The organism is Pseudomonas sp. BF-RE-22 (genome assembly GCF_019956155.1).
Lineage (GTDB): Bacteria > Pseudomonadota > Gammaproteobacteria > Pseudomonadales > Pseudomonadaceae > Aquipseudomonas > Aquipseudomonas migulae.
Genome location: NZ_JAHBDD010000005.1, coordinates 1 through 18114 on the forward strand (window position 1 = coordinate 1; position 18114 = coordinate 18114).

Genomic DNA, 18114 nt, shown 5'->3' on the forward strand with positions numbered 1-18114 from the left:
GAAATCGCCATCGCCAGCAAGCCGGCTCCTACAGGATCGGGTTCACAGCCAAAAAATTTCAGGTCATAAAAAAACCCGCCGAAGCGGGTTTTTTTACAACGTCGTTAAACCGACAGTTCAACCAGCAGCTTGTTGAGACGGCGCACATACGCGGCCGGGTCTTTCAAGCTGTCGCCGGCCGCCAGGGCCGCCTGATCGAAGAGAATGTGCGACAGGTCGCCGAAGCGCTCGTCGCTCTGCTCGTTGTCGAGCTTCTCGATCAGCGGGTGCGCCGGGTTGAATTCGAAGATCGGCTTCGAATCCGGAACCTTCTGACCGCTGGCTTCCAGGATCTGACGCATCTGCATGCCCAGGTCCTGCTCGCCGATGGCGAGAATCGCCGGGGAGTCGGTCAGACGATGGGAAACCCGCACTTCAGCCACGGATTCGCCCAGCGCAGTTTTCAGACGCTCAACCAGACCTTCTTTGGACTTGGCGACTTCTTCCGCGGCTTTCTTGTCTTCTTCCGAATCCAGGTTGCCCAGGTCGAGGTCACCGCGCGCCACGTCGACAAAGCTCTTGCCGTCGAAGTCGTTGAGGTAGCTCATCAGCCACTCGTCGATGCGGTCGGTCAGCAGCAGCACTTCGATGCCTTTCTTGCGGAAGACTTCCAGGTGCGGGCTGTTTTTGACTTGCGCGTAGGTTTCGCCGGTCAGGTAGTAAATCTTGTCCTGACCTTCCTTGGCGCGAGCCAGGTAGTCGGCCAGACCCACAACCTGCTCGCCTTCTTCGCCCTGAGTGGACGCAAAACGCAGCAGGCCGGCGATTTTCTCTTTGTTGGCGAAGTCTTCTGCCGGGCCTTCTTTCATGACCTGACCGAAGTTCTTCCAGAAGCCTTTGTATTGCTCAGGCTCGTTCTTCGCCAGTTTTTCCAGCATGTCCAGCACGCGCTTGGTCAGCGCCGACTTCATGGAGTCGATGATCGGGTCTTTCTGCAGGATTTCCCGCGACACGTTCAGCGACAGGTCATTGGAATCGACCACGCCCTTGATGAAGCGCAGGTACAGCGGCAGGAACGACTCGGCCTGGTCCATGACGAACACACGCTGCACGTACAGCTTCAGGCCTTTCGGCGCTTCACGCTGGTACAGGTCGAAAGGAGCGCGGGTCGGTACGTAGAGCAGCGAGCTGTATTCGAGCTTGCCTTCGACCTTGTTGTGGCTCCAGCTCAGCGGGTTCTCGAAGTCGTGAGCGATGTGCTTGTAGAACTCCTGGTATTCCTCGTCCTTGATCTCGGTACGAGGACGGGTCCACAGGGCGCTGGCGCGGTTGACAGTTTCCCACTCAACAGCTGGCTTCTCTTCGCCTTCGGCGGCTGCCACTTCTTTCGGCAACTCGATCGGCAAAGCGATGTGGTCGGAGTACTTCTTGATGATGTTGCGCAGACGCCAGCCATCGGCGAACTCGTCTTCACCGGACTTCAGGTGCAGGACGATGCGAGTACCACGATCGGCTTTCTCGACGGTGGCAACTTCAAAATCACCTTCGCCCTTCGACGACCAGTGCACGCCTTCGCTGGCGGCAGCACCGGCACGACGGCTGAACACGTCGACTTTGTCGGCGACGATGAAGGCAGAGTAGAAACCCACGCCGAACTGACCGATCAGGTGCGAATCCTTTTTCTGATCGCCCGTCAGGTGTTTCATGAAATCGGCGGTGCCGGATTTGGCGATGGTGCCCAGGTGGGTGATCGCATCTTCACGGCTCATGCCGATGCCGTTGTCTTCGAGGGTGACGGTTTTAGCGTCCTTGTCGAAGCTCACACGGATTTTCAGTTCGGCGCCACCTTCCAGCAACTCAGGCTTGGACAGGGCTTCGAAACGTAATTTGTCGACAGCGTCAGAGGCGTTCGAGATCAATTCGCGAAGGAAGATTTCCTTGTTGGAATACAGCGAATGGATCATGAGGTGCAGCAGCTGCTTCACCTCGGTCTGGAAGCCCAGGGTTTCCTTTTGAGTTTCCACACTCATGGTCATCAAACTCCAATCAGATGGCAGTGGCCGCGACCTAGAGGGTCGGCGGCGGGTTGTCATCAAAGTTGGGGGCTCGGATCAGGATTTCAAGGGCTCATCGATTTTGAAGTGGGCGCGGGCCGTGGCGATGGGTTCGGATTCGGTGCTTTGCCAGGCGGTCACTGCCACGTTTGCGACACGCCGCCCCTGACGGCACACCTGGCAGCGCGCCCACGTATCGCGAAACTGCCCGGCGCGCAGGTAGTCGAGGGAAAAATCGATGATCTTCGGCACACCCGGCGAGCCGGTAAAAATCAGCAGGTGCAAGGCCGCGGACAGCTCCATGAAGCCAGCAATGACGCCGCCGTGAATCGCCGGCAGTAAAGGGTTACCAATGTTGTCCTTGTTCGCCGGCAGGCGAAACAGCAGGTCATCCCCCACCCGCGAACACTCAATACCGATCAGTTTGGCGTAGGGAATCAGATGCAGCAGCGAGGCATAGTCGCCCTGCTCATGGGCCTGTTGCAGTTGTTCCTTGAAGTTGTCGGTCATTTCGCACCTCCGGCGATGGCGCCACCAAACCCTTTGGTGCCTTTGACGCCCTTGCCCATGCGCATGAACGTACCGACGACATGGGCGATGGGCTGCTCGGGATCGTCCTGATAAGCAAAGCCACGGGCGAAGATCACGTCGGTAGTGACCCGGTAGCACTGGGCAAAACCATAGACGTCCTTATGCGGTTCGGCGGCATGCATGTAGTCGATGCGCAGGTCGAGGGTCGGGCAGACTTCGAATTCGGGCAACACGCAGAGTGTGGCCATGCCGCACGCGGTGTCCATCAGGGAGGTCAATGCCCCGCCATGGATCACGCCGGTTTGCGGATTGCCGACAATTTGCGGGCTGTACGGCAGGATGACCGTCAGTCCATCGCTGCTGGCGCTGTGAACGCGCAAACCAAGTACCTGGCAATGCCTGAGCGCCGAAAGGAATCGCGTCGCGCGCTCAAAAACGGGGTTTTCGGCCATGTGGTAAACACTCTTCTTAGTACTCGGAGATTGTATTAGGTGTATTCGTAAAAGTTCCCGCAGGAATAATCTTATATATCTGAACGAATTGAGGAACTTAACCCTGATGTCCACGCTCGAAAGGCCAGATAGATATTTTCCATAAGGAGAAACACCCCATGCGTAAGACTTTAGCTATTGCCTTGATGTTGACCGCTTCCCTCGGTCTCGCTGCCTGCGATAAAAAATCCGAGGACAAAGCTCAAGAAGCCGATAAACATGCTGAGCAAGCTCAGCAAGACATGAGCAAAGCTCAGGATAAAGTGAACGACGCTGCGAAAGAAAACGCCGAAGCTGCCAAAGCTCAGGCTGAATCGGATGCAGCTGCAGCAAAAGAAGCACCTAAAAACTAAAACAGTTTTTAGCGTGATAAAGAAAACCCGCCAAGTGCGGGTTTTCTTTTGTCTGTCATTTGCCTTGTTAGAGCAAAATAGTTCTAAAAGTCGGACTAATCATCAATAGCAGCGAACACACTAACCCGACAAACCACACCAGACTCCGCTGCCAGGCCAGATCACTCCAATAGCACACTAAGTAAATGACCCGCGTAATCACAAAGATGATTGCCAGCGTATCAATCAGCCACCCCGCCGTTTGCGTGGTGTGCGCCATCAACACCCCCACGGCAAACAATATAAACGCCTCAAAACAGTTCTGATGAGCTGCCACTGCGCGGGCGCCAAACCCAGTGAGTTGTGCCTGTTGCTGGCGCGGCAGATGATTGTCGTAACCGCCCTGCTCTTTCATGGCCCTGGCCACCGGCATGCGGGCCACATAGATCAGCAAGGCACTGATAAACACACACCAGAACGGAATACTCATCAAGCGGCCTCTCGGTTCGCCTCGGGCAATGGCGCCTCTGTAGGGGTATAGACCATCACGTCGAGAACGTCGGAATGAAACTCCCGGCGATACAGCACCAGCACCACGCCAGCGCTCATCAGCATGAACAACCAGGGGCTGACGAACCACGCCAACATGGTCATGCCGAAGTAATAGGAACGCAGGCCGAAGTTGAACTGGTTGGCGGCCATGGAGATGACACGCGCCGCCCGTGCGGCAAAGGCTTTACGCTCCAGCTCGGAAACATGCCGCTCGCCGACCATGGGGGCCGACCCCACCAGAATCGCAGCGAAGTTGTACTGACGCATGCACCAGCTGAACGTGAAGAACGCATACACAAACACCAGCGCCAGGCACAGCAACTTGATCTCCGACATGCCCTGGGAGGCCTGTTGCACCATCGGGATGTCCGCCAGCAATGACACCGCCCGTTCCGACGCACCGAGCACGGTGAGAATACCGGCCAGGATAATCAGTGTGCTGGAGGCGAAGAACGAAGCGTTGCGCTCCAGATTGCCGATCACACTGGCATCGGCGATGCGGTTGTCACGCATCAGCATGCGCCGCATCCAGTCTTCGCGGTACAGGTGCAACACACTGGCCAGGCACGCGGTGTCGCGGCCCTTCCAAGTCGCATAACGGGTGTAGCCGCCCCAGCAGATGACAAACCAGATGGCGGCGAGGATGTGGATCAGGTTGGCGTGGATGAACGACATGCAGGTCCTTGTGAGACGTTGGTTGAATCTGTAGGAGCGTGGCTTGCCCGCGAAGGCGGTGTACCTGTCGAAGATTAGGTCGAATGTTACCCCCTCTTCGCGGGCAAGCCTCGCTCCTACAGGTAGTGCTTCGACGTTAGCTGACAAAAAAAGACACTGCCTCACGCGCATAAAAAATGCCCCGTATCGATTGATACGGGGCATTTCCATGTTCGCTCAAGACCCGCTTATGGCGGGCCGTGATACGCCTTAAGCCAGCGCTTCTTCGCGCTTGCCCAGCATGCGGTCGCAAACCACCGCGACCACCAGGGTCATGACCGACGGCACCAGCCACGCCAGGCCCTGCTCACTCAGCGGCAAATGCGCCAATTGCGTCGGCATCCAGTCCGCCAGACCTGCGCCCTTGAGCGCGTCGATCAGGCCGAAGATGAACGACACCAGCATCACCGGACCGACGATGCGGCCCTGCTCATGCCAGAAGTCTTTGCAGAAGCTCAGGGCGACCAGCGCGATGCACGGCGGGTAGATCGCGGTGAGGACCGGGATCGAGAATGCGATCAGCTTGGTGAGGCCCAGGTTGGACACCAGCAGGGAGAACGCAGCGAGGATGATGACCAAGGTCTTGTAGGACAGTGGCAGCACACGACTGAAGTATTCGGCACAGGCACACGTCAGACCGACCGCTGTAACCAGACAGGCCAACGAAATCAGCACGGCGAGGAAACCACTGCCCAAGGAGCCAAAGGTGTGTTGAACGTAGGCGTGCAACACCGCCGCGCCGTTGGTCGCACCGGCGGCCACTTCATGGCTGCCCGAACCGAGGCGAAACAGGCTGACGTACACCAGCGCCAGACCGACGCCGGCAATCAGCCCGGCAATGATCGCGTAACGGGTGATCAGCGCCGGAGAATCCACGCCACGGGAGCGGATTGCGTTGACGATAACGATGCCGAATACCAGCGCGCCCAGGGTATCCATGGTCAGGTAACCATTGATGAAGCCCTGGGAGAATGGCGCCGCGACATACTCGGGCGTCGCCACGCCGATATCACCGGCCGGCAACGCGAACGCGGCGATGCCGAGGGCGGCCAGGGCGATAATCTTCAGCGGTGCGAGGAAACGTCCTACGGTGTCCAGCAAACGACCCGGGTAGAGCGAGATGAAGAACACCAGCAGGAAGTACACCGAGCTATAGAGGAACAGCGCCAGCGGGCTTTCGCCGGTCAGCGGCGCCAGGCCCACTTCGAACGATACAGTCGCGGTGCGCGGCGTCGCGAACAGCGGGCCAACGGCGAGGTAGCACGCAGCGGCCAGCAAGCCACCGGCGATTTTGCCGATCGGGCTGCTCAAGGCATCCATCGCGCCACCGACCTTGGCCAGGGCAACAACGGTGATCACCGGCAGACCGACCGCGGTGATCAGAAAGCCCAGCGCCGCCATCCAGACATGAGGTCCGGACTGCAAACCGACGATAGGCGGGAAGATGATGTTGCCAGCCCCGACGAACAGGGCAAACGTCATAAAACCAAGTGCCAGGATGTCCTGGCCTTTCAACACTTTCATTAAGGAAATACCACACTACTGAATCGGAATTTAGAGAGGGATTTCCCTTATGGGTGAGGGAAATGCTGTCGACCCGTATAGGACCGACCCTTTAGCGCGAAGCTTCCTTGTGGGATGCGGACGCAAAAATGGCGGCTAGCCTAACGAATTTGAGCGACAAACGCACTGTTAGAGGGCGAACTATCCGATCTGCGACATTTTCGTGTCGCGTTTTCATACGTAATGTTCACGGTCTGTGTAGGAGCCGGCTTGCTGGCGATTGGCGGTGTGCCTGATACACCGCGTCGCGGGAATCGCCAGCAAGCCGGCTCCTACAGATGTTTGATTCATCCAGAAACGACAAAGGCCACCCGAAGGTGGCCTTTGTTTGGTGAAGCGTCAGTTAAGCGCGAGGCTTACTTGACAGCCCAACCAGTCAGCTCGGCCAGGGCCTTGCCGATGTCTGCCAGCGAACGCACGGTTTTAACGCCTGCGTCTTGCAGTGCAGCGAACTTCTCGTCTGCAGTGCCTTTGCCGCCAGAGATGATTGCGCCAGCATGGCCCATGCGCTTGCCCGGAGGAGCAGTCACACCAGCGATGTAGGAAACAACCGGCTTGGTCACGTGTGCCTTGATGTAGGCAGCCGCTTCTTCTTCAGCCGAACCGCCGATCTCACCGATCATCACGATCGCTTCGGTCTTCGGGTCTTCCTGGAACAGCTTCAGGATGTCGATGAAGTTCGAACCCGGGATCGGGTCACCGCCGATGCCGACGCAAGTCGACTGACCGAAACCGGCGTCAGTAGTTTGCTTCACAGCTTCGTAGGTCAGGGTGCCGGAACGGGAAACGATACCGACCTTGCCTGGCAAGTGAATGTGACCTGGCATGATGCCGATCTTGCATTCGCCTGGAGTGATCACGCCTGGGCAGTTAGGGCCGATCAGGGTGATACCCAGCTCGTCGCACTTAACTTTAGCGTCCAGCATGTCCAGGGTAGGAATGCCTTCGGTGATGCAAACGATCAGCTTGATGCCGCCGAATGCTGCTTCCAGGATGGAGTCCTTGCAGAAAGGAGCTGGAACGTAGATCACGCTGGCGGTGGCGCCAGTGGCAGCTACAGCGTCTTTCACGGTGTTGAACACTGGCAGACCCAGGTGCTCGGTGCCGCCTTTACCAGGAGTTACACCACCAACCATCTTGGTGCCGTACTCGATGGCTTGCTGGGTGTGGAAACTACCTTGCGAACCGGTAATACCCTGGCAGATAACTTTGGTGTCTTTATTGATCAGGACGCTCATTATTTGCCCTCCGCAGCTTTAACGACTTGTTGAGCAGCGTCGGTCAGGCTGGTAGCAGCGATGATGTTCAAACCGCTTTCTGCCAGTACTTTAGCGCCCAGCTCAGCGTTGTTGCCTTCAAGGCGAACAACAACCGGGATTTTCACGCCGACTTCTTTCACAGCGCCGATGATGCCTTCGGCAATCATGTCGCAACGAACGATGCCGCCGAAGATGTTGACCAGTACTGCAGCGACGTTAGTGTCGGACAGGATGATCTTGAACGCTTCGGTAACGCGTTCTTTGGTAGCACCGCCGCCCACGTCGAGGAAGTTGGCTGGTTTGCCGCCATGCAGGTTGACGATGTCCATGGTACCCATGGCCAGGCCAGCACCGTTGACCATGCAACCGATGTTGCCTTCCAGTGCTACGTAGTTCAGTTCGAACTTGGCAGCGTGCGCTTCGCGCGGATCGTCTTGCGACGGATCGTGGAAAGTCTTCAGCTTAGGCTGACGGTACATGGCGTTGGCGTCGATGTTGATCTTGGCGTCGAGGCAATGCAGATCGCCGTCAGCCTTGATCACCAGCGGGTTCACTTCCAGCAGAGCCAGGTCGTGATCCTTGAACAGCTTGGCCAGACCTACGAAGATCTTGGCGAACTGAGCAACCTGCTTGCCTTCCAGACCCAGCTGGAATGCCAGCTCGCGACCCTGGAATGGCTGAGCGCCAACCAGTGGATCGATAGTGGCTTTCAGAATTTTTTCTGGAGTGTCGTGAGCGATTTTCTCGATGTCCACGCCACCTTCGGTGGAAGCCATGAACACGATACGACGGCTCGAACGGTCAACGACAGCGCCCAGGTACAGCTCTTTAGCGATATCAGTGCACGATTCAACCAGGATCTTGGTGACTGGCTGACCATTGGCGTCAGTCTGGTAAGTCACCAGACGCTTGCCCAGCCACTGCTGTGCGAAGGCTTTGGCGTCTTCTTTGCTGCGAACCAGCTTAACGCCGCCCGCTTTACCGCGACCACCAGCGTGGACCTGGGCTTTGACAACCCACTCGGTGCCGCCGATTTTGTCGCAAGCTTCTGCTGCTGCTTCCGGGGTGTCTACCGCATAACCGGTGGAAACTGGCAGGCCGTATTCAGCGAACAGCTGCTTACCCTGATACTCGTGAAGATTCATGCTTATTACCGTCTTCGTTAGGTACTGCGCATTCGGTGCTGCACTTGTTCAAGTGCCGCACCACCTGTGACTGCTGCTTGCGTAGCCTTTCCGGATACCCGGTGCAGCCACGCAAGACTGCGTCCAGCGGATATTCCGCGGTGAGTCTTGCATGCAAGGCTCACGACGGGCCATACCGCCGTGGTTTCTTATTGTCTTAACGCTTCTTGCGGTTGGCGATGTGGATGGCGCCGCCATTCACAGCCAGAGCTGCTTCGTGCAAGGCTTCAGACAGGGTCGGATGGGAGAAAACCATCATGCCCAGGTCTTCAGCGCTGGTGCCGAATTCCATGCCGATCGCGCCCTGCTGAACCAGTTCTGCAGCGCTCGGGCCAATCACGTGGACGCCCAATACGCGGTCAGTCTTGGCATCGGCAATGACTTTCACGAAACCGCCGGTGTCGTTGGCTGCCATGGCACGGCCACTGGCTGCGAACGGGAAGGTGCCAACGTTAACTTCAACGCCTTCAGCCTTCAAGGTCTGCTCGGTTTTGCCGACCCATGCGATTTCCGGGTGAGTATAAATAACCGAAGGGATCAGGTCATAGTTGATTTGCGCTTTGTGGCCCTTGATGCGCTCAACAACCATGATGCCTTCTTCGGACGCCTTGTGCGCCAGCATCATGCCGCGAACCACGTCACCGATCGCGTAAACGCCCGGTACGCTGGTAGCGCACTGGTCGTCAACGAATACGAAACCGCGCTCGTCGATGGTCACACCGCTGTCGGCAGCCAACAGTTCGGTGGTCACTGGACGGCGACCAACGGCAACGATCAGCTTGTCAAAGGTGATGCTCTGTTCGCCGTTGGCGTCGGTGTAGTTCACAACGACTTCGTCGCCGTTCACTTTGGAACCGGTGACGCGAGCGCCCAGCTTGATGTCCAGACCTTGTTTGGTCAGGGTTTTGTAGGCTTCTTTGGAAACGGCGTCGTCAGCAGCCGGCAGGAACTTCTCCAGCGCTTCCAGAACAACCACTTCAGCGCCCAGGCGCGACCATACCGAACCCAGTTCCAGACCGATTACGCCAGCGCCGATAACGCCCAGACGCTTGGGTACGGATTGGAATTCCAGTGCGCCGGTCGAATCGACGATCACTTTCTGGTCAACAGGAGCCGGTGGAATGTCGATCGGGCGCGAACCCGAAGCCAGAATCACGTTCTCGGCTTCGATGATTTCAACGCTGCCGTCTGGCTTGGTCAGTTCGACTTTCTTGCCGGCCAGCAGTTTGCCGTGGCCTTGCAGGGAAGTGACGCCGTTCGCCTTGAACAGGGTGGCAACGCCAGAGGTCAGGCCTTTGACGATGTTGGCTTTACGGCCAACCATTGCCGACACGTCCATGGTCACGCCAGCGTGATTGATACCGTGGATCGCGAAGCCTTCTTTGGCTTCCTTGTATTTCCAGGAGCTGTCCAGCAGCGCCTTGGATGGAATGCAACCGACGTTCAGGCAAGTACCGCCGAGGGCCAGTTTGCCTTCCTTGTCGGTGTATTTCTCGATGCAGGCAGTGGTGAGGCCCAGTTGCGCTGCTTTAATGGCAGCCACGTAACCGCCAGGGCCCGCGCCAATCACTACCACGTCGAATTTCTGAGTCATGTGTCATTCCTTCTCGAATCAAACCGGACGGCCCCTTATGGGGACCGTCGTGGGACGAAGCTGGTCATTACAGACGGGCCGCCATCCTGCACGGCCCATGCAACGAAATCAGATATCCAGCAGCAAACGAGCCGGGTCTTCCAGCAGGTTCTTGATGGTAACCAGGAAGGTCACAGCTTCTTTGCCATCGATCAGACGGTGATCGTAGGACAGAGCCAGGTACATCATCGGACGGATTACGACCTGACCGTTGATCGCCATAGGACGCTGCAGAATGTTGTGCATGCCCAGGATGGCCGCTTGCGGCGGGTTGACGATCGGAGTCGACATCATCGAACCGAAGGTACCACCGTTGGTGATGGTGAACGTGCCGCCGGTCATTTCGTCCATCGACAGTTTGCCGTCGCGAGCCTTCTTGCCGAAGGTGGCGATGCCGCCTTCGATTTCAGCCAGGCTCATCAGTTCGGCGTTACGCAGAACCGGTACAACCAGGCCGCGGTCGCTGGAAACAGCAACGCCGACGTCAGCGTAGCCGTGGTAAACGATGTCGCCACCGTCGATCGATGCGTTGACAGCCGGGAAGCGTTTCAGCGCTTCGGTGGCAGCCTTGACGAAGAACGACATGAAGCCCAGGCGTACGCCGTTGTGGGACTTCTCGAACAGGTCCTTGTACTTCGAACGCAGGGCCATGACTTCGGTCATGTCGACTTCGTTGAAGGTGGTCAGCATCGCCATGTTCGACTGAGCTTCTACCAGGCGCTTGGCCACGGTAGCGCGAACGCGGGTCATCGGTACGCGCTTCTCGATGCGGTCGCCAGCGGCGAACACAGGAGCAGCGCCAGCTGGAGCGGCAGCCTTGGCAGGCGCGGCAGCCGGAGCGGCTTTCTTGGCAGCAACGGCTGCAACCACGTCTTCCTTGGTCACACGACCGCCTTTGCCGGTGCCGGCAACGGAAGCGATGTTGATGCCGTTTTCTTCAGCCAGCTTGCGAGCAGCCGGTGCAGCAACAGGATCGTCTTCGCCTTCGGCGGCTGGAGCAGCAGCCTGTGCAGCGGCCGGAGCAGCAGCGGCAGCCGGAGCAGCGGCAGCAGCGCCGCCTTCAACGATGGAGCCCAGGACTTCGTCGGACAGAACGGTGTCGCCTTCGTTCTTGACGATAGCGCCCAGCACGCCGTCAGCAGTGGCCAACACTTCCAGCACAACCTTGTCGGTTTCGATATCGACGATCAGGTCGTCACGCTTTACAGCGTCGCCCGGTTGCTTGTGCCAGGTGGCAACGGTGCCATCGGCAACCGATTCCGGGAAAGTGGGGGCTTTGATTTCGATAGCCATTATCTGTGAGTCCTTAAATTCGGTTTCAGGTGCGCGAAGGCGTTAAACAGTAAAGGCGTCTTGCAGCAGTTTTTCCTGCTGCTCAGCGTGCATCGATGCGTAACCGCATGCAGGTGCAGCAGAAGCCTCACGGCCCGCGTACTCAAGTACGAGAGACTTGTTGAGATTGCTGATGCTACGACGCATGTGGTGTTGGCTGCAGTACCACGCACCCTGGTTCATCGGCTCTTCCTGGCACCACACGGCATTTTTGACGTTGGTGTAAGGAGCCAGGACTTCTTTCAAGTCGTCCTCAGGGAATGGGTACAGTTGCTCGATACGCACGATGGCGATGTCATCACGACCTTCGGCACGGCGTTTTTCCAGCAGGTCGTAGTAGACCTTGCCGCTACACAGAACAACGCGCTCGACCTTTTTCGGGTCCAGTGCATCGATTTCCGGGATAACGGTCTGGAACGAACCTTCGGCCAGATCCTCCAGAGTCGAGATGGCCAGCTTGTGACGCAGCAGCGACTTCGGAGTCAGAACGATCAATGGCTTGCGCAGCGGGCGAATCACCTGACGACGCAGCAAGTGGTAGATCTGAGCCGGCGTAGTCGGTACGGCTACCTGAATGTTGTGCTCGGCGCACAGTTGCAGGTAACGCTCCAGACGAGCCGACGAGTGCTCCGGACCCTGACCTTCATAACCGTGCGGCAGCAGCATGGTCAGACCGCAGAGACGGCCCCACTTGTGCTCGCCACTGGTGATGAACTGGTCGATAACCACCTGGGCACCGTTGGCGAAGTCGCCGAACTGGGCTTCCCAGATCACCAGCGCTTCAGGCGTGGTGGTCGAATAACCGTACTCGAACGCCAGAACCGCTTCTTCGGACAGGAACGAATCGTACAGGTCGAAACGTGGCTGGCCGTTGTACAGGTTCTGCAACGGGATGTAGGTACCCGCGTCTTTCTGGTTGTGCAAGACAGCGTGACGGTGCGAGAACGTACCGCGACCGATGTCCTGACCCGTCATGCGAATCGGGTGACCTTCGAACGCCAGGGTCGCGTACGCCATGGTTTCGGCGTAACCCCAGTTGATCGGCAGGCCGCCGGCTTGCATCTTCTGACGGTCTTCGTAGATTTTCGAAACCTGGCGCTGAACCACGAAGCCTTCTGGAATTTCCAGCAGCTTGGCGGACAGTTCCTGCAAGGTCTTCAGATCGAAACGCGTGTCGTGACGTGCAGTCCAGGCGTGGCCCAGGTACGGACGCCAGTCCACGAACAACTCTTTGTTCGGCTCTTTGACCAGGCTTTTTACAACATGCAGACCGTTGTCCAGCGCGTTGCGGTATTCGTCGACTTTCGACTGAACACGCTCAACGTCCAGCACACCGCTCTGAGTCAGGCGATCGGCATACAGTTCACGGGTGGTGCGCTGTTTGGTGATCTGCTGGTACATCAGAGGCTGGGTGCCGCTAGGCTCGTCGGCCTCGTTGTGGCCGCGACGACGGTAGCAGACCAGGTCGATCACCACGTCACGCTTGAATTGCATGCGGTAGTCGATGGCCAGCTGGGTCACGAACAACACGGCTTCCGGATCATCACCATTCACATGGAGGATCGGCGCCTGGATCATCTTCGCAACGTCGGTCGCGTACTCGGTGGAACGCGAGTCCAGCGGGTTGCTGATGGTGAAACCGACCTGGTTGTTGATCACGATGTGCACGGTGCCGCCGGTCTTGAAACCGCGGGTCTGCGACATCTGGAAGGTTTCCATCACCACGCCCTGACCGGCGAATGCCGCGTCACCGTGGATGGAGATCGGCAGAACCTTCTCACCGGTAGGGTCGTTACGACGATCCTGACGGGCGCGAACCGAACCTTCGACCACTGGAGATACGATTTCCAGGTGGGACGGGTTGAACGCCATGGCCAGGTGAACTTCACCGCCGGCGGTCATCACGTTGGACGAGAAGCCCTGGTGGTATTTAACGTCACCGGAACCCAGCTCGACCTTCTTCTTGCCTTCGAACTCGTCGAACAGCTCACGCGGGTTCTTGCCGAAGGTGTTGACCAGCACGTTCAGACGACCACGGTGGGCCATGCCGATCACGATTTCCTTGGTGCCGTAGGAACCGGAACGCTGGATCAACTCGTCGAGCATCGGAATCAGGCTTTCGCCGCCTTCCAGACCGAAACGCTTGGTGCCCGGGTATTTGGTGCCCAGGTATTTTTCCAGGCCTTCACCGGCAGTGACGCGCTCGAGCAGGTGGCTCTTGATGTCGGCGGAGTACGTCGGACGACCACGCACGCTTTCCAGACGCTGCTGGAACCACTGGCGCTGCTCGGAATCGGTGATATGCGTGAATTCAGCGCCGATGGTGCGGCAATATGTCTGCTGCAACGCTTCGTGAATTTCGCGTAGGCTCGCCTCCTCTTTGCCGATGAACAGGTCGCCGGCACGGAAGGTCGTATCAAGATCGGCATTGGTCAAGCCGTAATGATTGATTGACAGGTCTGCAGGTGCAGGACGCTGCCACAGTCCCAGCGGGTCAAGCTGAGCTGCCTGGTGGCCACGCATACGGTAGGCCTGGATCAATCGCAGCACTTCAACTTGCTTCTTCTCGTGCTCACTGCTCACGCTGCCGGCGGAAACCGGTTGGGCGCGGCGCTGGTTCTTTGCCAGCAAGACGAAATGATCGCGAATTGTGGAGTGCGAAACATCGGTGGCAGAGTTGCCTTCGGTCGGCAACTTCTGAAAGTAGGTGCGCCACTCTTCTGGCACAGCGTTAGGGTCGTGCAGGTAGAGCTCATAAAGCTCTTCCACATAGGCAGCGTTACCTCCGGAAAGGTAGGCGCTGTTCCACATGCGCTGCATCACGCTTTCTTGCATGCTTGGTCACCCTCGGTTAGGGGAACACCATCGGCGTCGACACCGAGCAAACTTGCAGAAGTCCGAATGCAGCGACCAAAACAAGCCACTTAGGATCACGCTGATAGTCCGGGTACCAGCCCGGATGCCCCTGCTTGTCTCATTTCTTCAAAATAAGAGCGGCAGCTTTGTGAGCTGCTGCTCAGGTTAAAACTACGGCGCCGGTTGAAGCCTGCGCCGTAGCATCTACGGGTACAGCGGTCCTACGGGTACTGCTGAATCACACGCCGCTTTGCAGCAACATGTGACGTACGTGACCGATGGCCTTAGTCGGGTTCAGGCCTTTCGGACAAACGTTTACACAGTTCATGATCCCGCGGCAGCGGAATACGCTGAACGGGTCATCCAGCGCAGCCAGACGCTCGGATGTCTTGGTGTCGCGACTGTCTGCCAGGAAGCGATACGCTTGCAGCAGGGCAGCTGGACCCAGGAACTTGTCCGGGTTCCACCAGAAGGACGGGCAAGAGGTCGAGCAGCAAGCGCACAGGATGCACTCGTACAGACCGTCGAGCTTTTCACGCTCTTCAGGGGACTGCAGACGCTCGATGGCCGGAGCCGGCGTGTCGTTCTGCAGGTATGGCTTAACCTTTTCGTATTGCTTGTAGAAGATGCTCATATCGACGACCAGGTCACGGATAACCGGCAAACCTGGCAGCGGACGAACGATCAGCTTGTTACCTTTTACGACAGAAGACAGCGGCGTGACGCATGCCAGAGCGTTTTTGCCGTTGATGTTCATGCCGTCGGAACCGCAAACGCCTTCACGGCAAGAGCGACGATAGGAGAAACCTTCGTCCTGCTCTTTGATCAGGGCCAGCACGTCCAGGACCATCAGGTCTTTACCACCGGTATCGACCTGGAATTCCTGCATGAACGGCGCGGCGTCCTGATCAGGGTTGTAGCGATAAACACTGACTTGCAACATGGCGGCCACCCTTAATAAGTCCGAATCTTAGGTTCAAAAGTCGGAACAGTCTTCGGCGAGAAGTTCACAGCACGCTTGGTCACGCGCTTGTCACCCGGGAAGTACAGGGTGTGGCACAGCCAGTTTTCGTCGTCGCGATCTTCGTAGTCTTCACGGGCGTGAGCGCCGCGGGACTCTTTGCGGATCTCTGCAGCGATGGCGGTGGCTTCGGCCACTTCCAGCAGGTTCTGCAGTTCCAGGGCTTCGATTCGAGCAGTGTTGAACGCCTGGCTCTTGTCGTTGATCTTGACGTTGGCGATACGGCCACGCAGATCAGCCAGCTGAGCGATACCCTTCTGCATGTATTCGCCGGTACGGAACACACCGAAGTAGTTCTGCATGCAGCTTTGCAGTTCTTTACGCAGGGTAGCGACGTCTTCGCCTTCGGTACGCGAGTTCAGGCCATCGAGACGTGCCAGGGCAGCGTCGATGTCGGACTGGCGTGGACGGGCGTAATCAACGCCTTCTTTCAGGGTCTGCTCCAGGAACAGACCGGCCGCACGGCCGAATACCACCAGGTCGAGCAGCGAGTTGCCGCCCAGACGGTTGGCACCGTGAACCGATACGCACGCCACTTCGCCTACTGCGAACAGACCAGGAATGATCTGGTCAACGCCGTCAGCGTCCTGAGTGATTGCCTGGCCATGAATGTTGGTGGCAACGCCGCCCATCATATAGTGGCAGGTTGGAACGACCGGAATCGGCGCCACGGCTGGATCGACGTGGGCGAAGGTCTTGGACAGTTCCATGATGCCCGGCAGACGGCTGTGCAGAACTTCTTCACCGAGGTGATCGAGTTTCAGCATTACGTGGTCGCCATCCGGACCGCAACCGTTGCCGGCGATGATTTCTTTAACCATCGAACGAGCAACAACGTCACGACCAGCAAGGTCTTTGGCGTTCGGAGCATAACGCTCCATGAAACGCTCGCCGTGCTTGTTGATCAGGTAACCGCCTTCACCGCGGCAACCTTCTGTAACCAGTACACCGGCGCCGGCGATGCCGGTCGGGTGGAACTGCCACATTTCAATGTCTTGTACCGGCACGCCAGCACGCAGAGCCATGCCGACGCCGTCACCGGTGTTGATCAGGGCATTGGTGGTGGACGAGTAGATACGACCTGCACCGCCAGTCGCCAATACGGTCGCGTTAGCGCGAACGTAGGAGGTTTCACCGGTTTCGATGCAGATGACGATCATGCCGACAAAGGCACCGTCTTCGTTCTTGACCAGGTCGACGCCGTAGTATTCGTTGAGGAATACGGTGCCGGCCTTCAGGTTGGCCTGGTACAGGGTGTGCAGCAGTGCGTGACCGGTACGGTCGGCAGCGGCGCACGTACGTGCAGCCTGGCCACCTTTACCGAAGTCTTTCGACTGACCGCCGAACGGACGCTGGTAGATGCGGCCTTGTTCGGTGCGGGAGAACGGCAAGCCCATGTGCTCGAGCTCGAAGACCGCTTCCGGGCCTACGGAACACATGTATTCGATAGCGTCCTGGTCACCGATGTAGTCGGAACCCTTGACGGTATCGTACATGTGCCAGCGCCAGTCATCGTTCGGATCAGCAGACGCGATAGCGCAGGTGATGCCACCCTGGGCGGATACGGTGTGCGAACGAGTCGGGAAAACCTTGGTGACAACGGCAGTCTTGTGACCGCCCTGTGCCAGCTGCAGAGCAGCGCGCATGCCAGCACCGCCGCCGCCAATGATGATGGCGTCGAACGAAAGCGTATTAACTGTAGTAGACATGAATCAGATACCCCAAAGAATCTGCACACCCCAGACGAAGTAAGCGAACATCGCAACGCCGCATACTGCCTGGAAGAGGAAACGTACAGTGGTCGCGGACTTGCCGAACGCCATTGGCGTCAGGTAGTCGGTCGCGATGGTCCACATGCCGACCCAGGCGTGAGCGCCGAGGGCAACGAGGGCCAGGAGACTGAAGATACGCATCCAGTTATTGGCGAACAGTTCATGCCATTGGGCGTAGCCGATGCCTGGGTTGGCAACGACGTATCCGATCAGGAAGATGAAGTAAGCCGCGAGAACGACCGCAGACACACGTTGCGCCATCCAGTCATAGAGGCCCGAACGCGACAGGTTCGTGACGTTAGTTACCATATCCAAACTCCTGCCAGAACGATTACCACCACGGAAACGGCGATAACGATTTTCGAGCCCAGCTTGCCGCCTTCCAGCGTCTCACCGATGCCCATGTCCATGATCAAATGGCGCACACCGGCTACCAAGTGATACAGCAGAGCGGACAGGATGCCCCAAATCACTAGCTTGGCTAGCGGACTGGTCAGACACGCTTTCACCTGACCGAAGCCTTCCTCGGAGCTCAGCGACTTGTCCAATGCGTAAAGCATGATGGCCAGGCTGACAAAGAGGATGACACCGGAGATACGGTGAAGAATGGACGTGTAAGCAGTGACTGGGAGTTTGATGGTCCTTAGGTCTAGGTTTACAGGTCGTTGGCTTTTCACGGCTTTTTTTTCACACTGAAGAGCCCCTAACAATCAGGGCAAAGTTGTTGGGGAGTGCACTGGTCAGGTAACCACCACCCAGGGATGCGACCCCCAATGAAAGCAAGCCCAAAAGCCCTTGGCGGTCGGTGGCCGAGTATAGACAGTTAGGCTACTAATGACAA

At 57.8% G+C, this 18114-nt stretch carries 16 protein-coding genes; 1 reads left to right on the top strand and 15 read right to left on the bottom strand.

All coding sequences use genetic code 11. The annotated features are described in order from the left end of the window. Positions 1-104 precede the first annotated feature (104 nt). From htpG to KGA82_RS03385, 3 genes are all read right to left on the bottom strand, one after another. The gene (gene htpG / locus KGA82_RS03375) at positions 105-2009 is read right to left on the bottom strand and encodes a molecular chaperone HtpG (protein ID WP_223449618.1); all 1905 of its coding nucleotides are present in this window, start codon (positions 2007-2009) and stop codon (positions 105-107) included. Between the two features lie 81 nt (positions 2010-2090). Further along, complete coding sequence (locus KGA82_RS03380; protein WP_008032685.1) at positions 2091-2543, bottom strand: PaaI family thioesterase; 453 nt, start codon at positions 2541-2543, stop codon at positions 2091-2093. Next, on the bottom strand, positions 2540-3016 hold the full coding sequence (locus tag KGA82_RS03385; protein ID WP_008032683.1) for a PaaI family thioesterase: 477 nt from the start codon (positions 3014-3016) through the stop codon (positions 2540-2542). Before KGA82_RS03385 ends, KGA82_RS03380 begins: the two co-directional genes overlap by 4 nt. Positions 3017-3174: 158 nt before the next feature. Here KGA82_RS03385 and KGA82_RS03390 point away from each other — a divergent pair, with 158 nt between their 5' ends. Continuing rightward, on the top strand, positions 3175-3408 hold the full coding sequence (locus KGA82_RS03390) for a hypothetical protein (RefSeq protein WP_008039236.1): 234 nt from the start codon (positions 3175-3177) through the stop codon (positions 3406-3408). A 67-nt stretch (positions 3409-3475) separates the two neighbouring features. On the opposite strand, the gene KGA82_RS03395 is transcribed toward KGA82_RS03390, so the two are convergent. The 12 genes from KGA82_RS03395 to sdhC form a co-directional block, all read right to left on the bottom strand. Then, positions 3476-3877 carry an MAPEG family protein gene (locus tag KGA82_RS03395; RefSeq protein WP_008039237.1) on the bottom strand — a complete coding sequence of 134 codons (402 nt, stop codon included), beginning with the start codon at positions 3875-3877 and terminating at the stop codon, positions 3476-3478. Then, positions 3877-4614 carry a DUF599 domain-containing protein gene (locus tag KGA82_RS03400; protein WP_008032675.1) on the bottom strand — a complete coding sequence of 246 codons (738 nt, stop codon included), beginning with the start codon at positions 4612-4614 and terminating at the stop codon, positions 3877-3879. The genes KGA82_RS03395 and KGA82_RS03400 overlap by 1 nt, the downstream gene beginning before the upstream one ends. 249 nt (positions 4615-4863) lie before the next feature. After that, entirely contained in the window at positions 4864-6177 is a 1314-nt protein-coding gene (gene brnQ, locus KGA82_RS03405; protein ID WP_008032674.1) for a branched-chain amino acid transport system II carrier protein, read from the bottom strand. Positions 6178-6572: 395 nt separating this feature from the next. Continuing rightward, positions 6573-7454 carry a succinate--CoA ligase subunit alpha gene (sucD, locus tag KGA82_RS03410; RefSeq protein WP_008032672.1) on the bottom strand — a complete coding sequence of 294 codons (882 nt, stop codon included), beginning with the start codon at positions 7452-7454 and terminating at the stop codon, positions 6573-6575. Continuing rightward, a complete protein-coding gene (gene sucC / locus KGA82_RS03415; protein WP_007898980.1) occupies positions 7454-8620 on the bottom strand; it encodes an ADP-forming succinate--CoA ligase subunit beta in 1167 nt (388 codons plus the stop codon). The genes sucD and sucC overlap by 1 nt, the downstream gene beginning before the upstream one ends. Positions 8621-8816: 196 nt before the next feature. Next, complete coding sequence (gene lpdA, locus KGA82_RS03420; RefSeq protein WP_008032670.1) at positions 8817-10253, bottom strand: dihydrolipoyl dehydrogenase; 1437 nt, start codon at positions 10251-10253, stop codon at positions 8817-8819. A 108-nt stretch (positions 10254-10361) separates the two neighbouring features. Beyond that, positions 10362-11585, bottom strand: a complete 1224-nt coding sequence (gene odhB / locus KGA82_RS03425) for a 2-oxoglutarate dehydrogenase complex dihydrolipoyllysine-residue succinyltransferase (RefSeq protein WP_192226099.1) — start codon at positions 11583-11585, stop codon at positions 10362-10364. A gap of 42 nt (positions 11586-11627) precedes the next feature. Then, positions 11628-14459 (bottom strand): 2-oxoglutarate dehydrogenase E1 component, encoded by a 2832-nt coding sequence (locus tag KGA82_RS03430; protein WP_008032666.1) that lies wholly within the window; start codon positions 14457-14459, stop codon positions 11628-11630. 259 nt (positions 14460-14718) lie between these two features. After that, positions 14719-15423, bottom strand: coding sequence for a succinate dehydrogenase iron-sulfur subunit (locus KGA82_RS03435; protein WP_008032664.1), 705 nt, complete (start codon positions 15421-15423; stop codon positions 14719-14721). Between the two features lie 11 nt (positions 15424-15434). Then, positions 15435-17210 (bottom strand): succinate dehydrogenase flavoprotein subunit, encoded by a 1776-nt coding sequence (gene sdhA / locus KGA82_RS03440; RefSeq protein WP_008032662.1) that lies wholly within the window; start codon positions 17208-17210, stop codon positions 15435-15437. A gap of 3 nt (positions 17211-17213) precedes the next feature. Further along, positions 17214-17582 (bottom strand): succinate dehydrogenase, hydrophobic membrane anchor protein, encoded by a 369-nt coding sequence (sdhD, locus tag KGA82_RS03445; RefSeq protein ID WP_008032661.1) that lies wholly within the window; start codon positions 17580-17582, stop codon positions 17214-17216. Further along, on the bottom strand, positions 17576-17950 hold the full coding sequence (sdhC, locus tag KGA82_RS03450) for a succinate dehydrogenase, cytochrome b556 subunit (RefSeq protein WP_017127965.1): 375 nt from the start codon (positions 17948-17950) through the stop codon (positions 17576-17578). The genes sdhD and sdhC overlap by 7 nt, the downstream gene beginning before the upstream one ends. Positions 17951-18114: the final 164 nt, after the last annotated feature.

Bases quoted from the DNA above. Each gene is read 5' to 3' on its own strand.
- htpG (WP_223449618.1), bottom strand. From the start codon at position 2,009: ATGAGTGTGGAAACTCAAAAGGAAACCCTGGGCTTCCAGACCGAGGTG.
- KGA82_RS03380 (WP_008032685.1), bottom strand. From the start codon at position 2,543: ATGACCGACAACTTCAAGGAACAACTGCAACAGGCCCATGAGCAGGGC.
- KGA82_RS03385 (WP_008032683.1), bottom strand. From the start codon at position 3,016: ATGGCCGAAAACCCCGTTTTTGAGCGCGCGACGCGATTCCTTTCGGCG.
- KGA82_RS03390 (WP_008039236.1), top strand. From the start codon at position 3,175: ATGCGTAAGACTTTAGCTATTGCCTTGATGTTGACCGCTTCCCTCGGT.
- KGA82_RS03395 (WP_008039237.1), bottom strand. From the start codon at position 3,877: ATGAGTATTCCGTTCTGGTGTGTGTTTATCAGTGCCTTGCTGATCTAT.
- KGA82_RS03400 (WP_008032675.1), bottom strand. From the start codon at position 4,614: ATGTCGTTCATCCACGCCAACCTGATCCACATCCTCGCCGCCATCTGG.
- brnQ (WP_008032674.1), bottom strand. From the start codon at position 6,177: ATGAAAGTGTTGAAAGGCCAGGACATCCTGGCACTTGGTTTTATGACG.
- sucD (WP_008032672.1), bottom strand. From the start codon at position 7,454: ATGAGCGTCCTGATCAATAAAGACACCAAAGTTATCTGCCAGGGTATT.
- sucC (WP_007898980.1), bottom strand. From the start codon at position 8,620: ATGAATCTTCACGAGTATCAGGGTAAGCAGCTGTTCGCTGAATACGGC.
- lpdA (WP_008032670.1), bottom strand. From the start codon at position 10,253: ATGACTCAGAAATTCGACGTGGTAGTGATTGGCGCGGGCCCTGGCGGT.
- odhB (WP_192226099.1), bottom strand. From the start codon at position 11,585: ATGGCTATCGAAATCAAAGCCCCCACTTTCCCGGAATCGGTTGCCGAT.
- KGA82_RS03430 (WP_008032666.1), bottom strand. From the start codon at position 14,459: ATGCAAGAAAGCGTGATGCAGCGCATGTGGAACAGCGCCTACCTTTCC.
- KGA82_RS03435 (WP_008032664.1), bottom strand. From the start codon at position 15,423: ATGTTGCAAGTCAGTGTTTATCGCTACAACCCTGATCAGGACGCCGCG.
- sdhA (WP_008032662.1), bottom strand. From the start codon at position 17,210: ATGTCTACTACAGTTAATACGCTTTCGTTCGACGCCATCATCATTGGC.
- sdhD (WP_008032661.1), bottom strand. From the start codon at position 17,582: ATGGTAACTAACGTCACGAACCTGTCGCGTTCGGGCCTCTATGACTGG.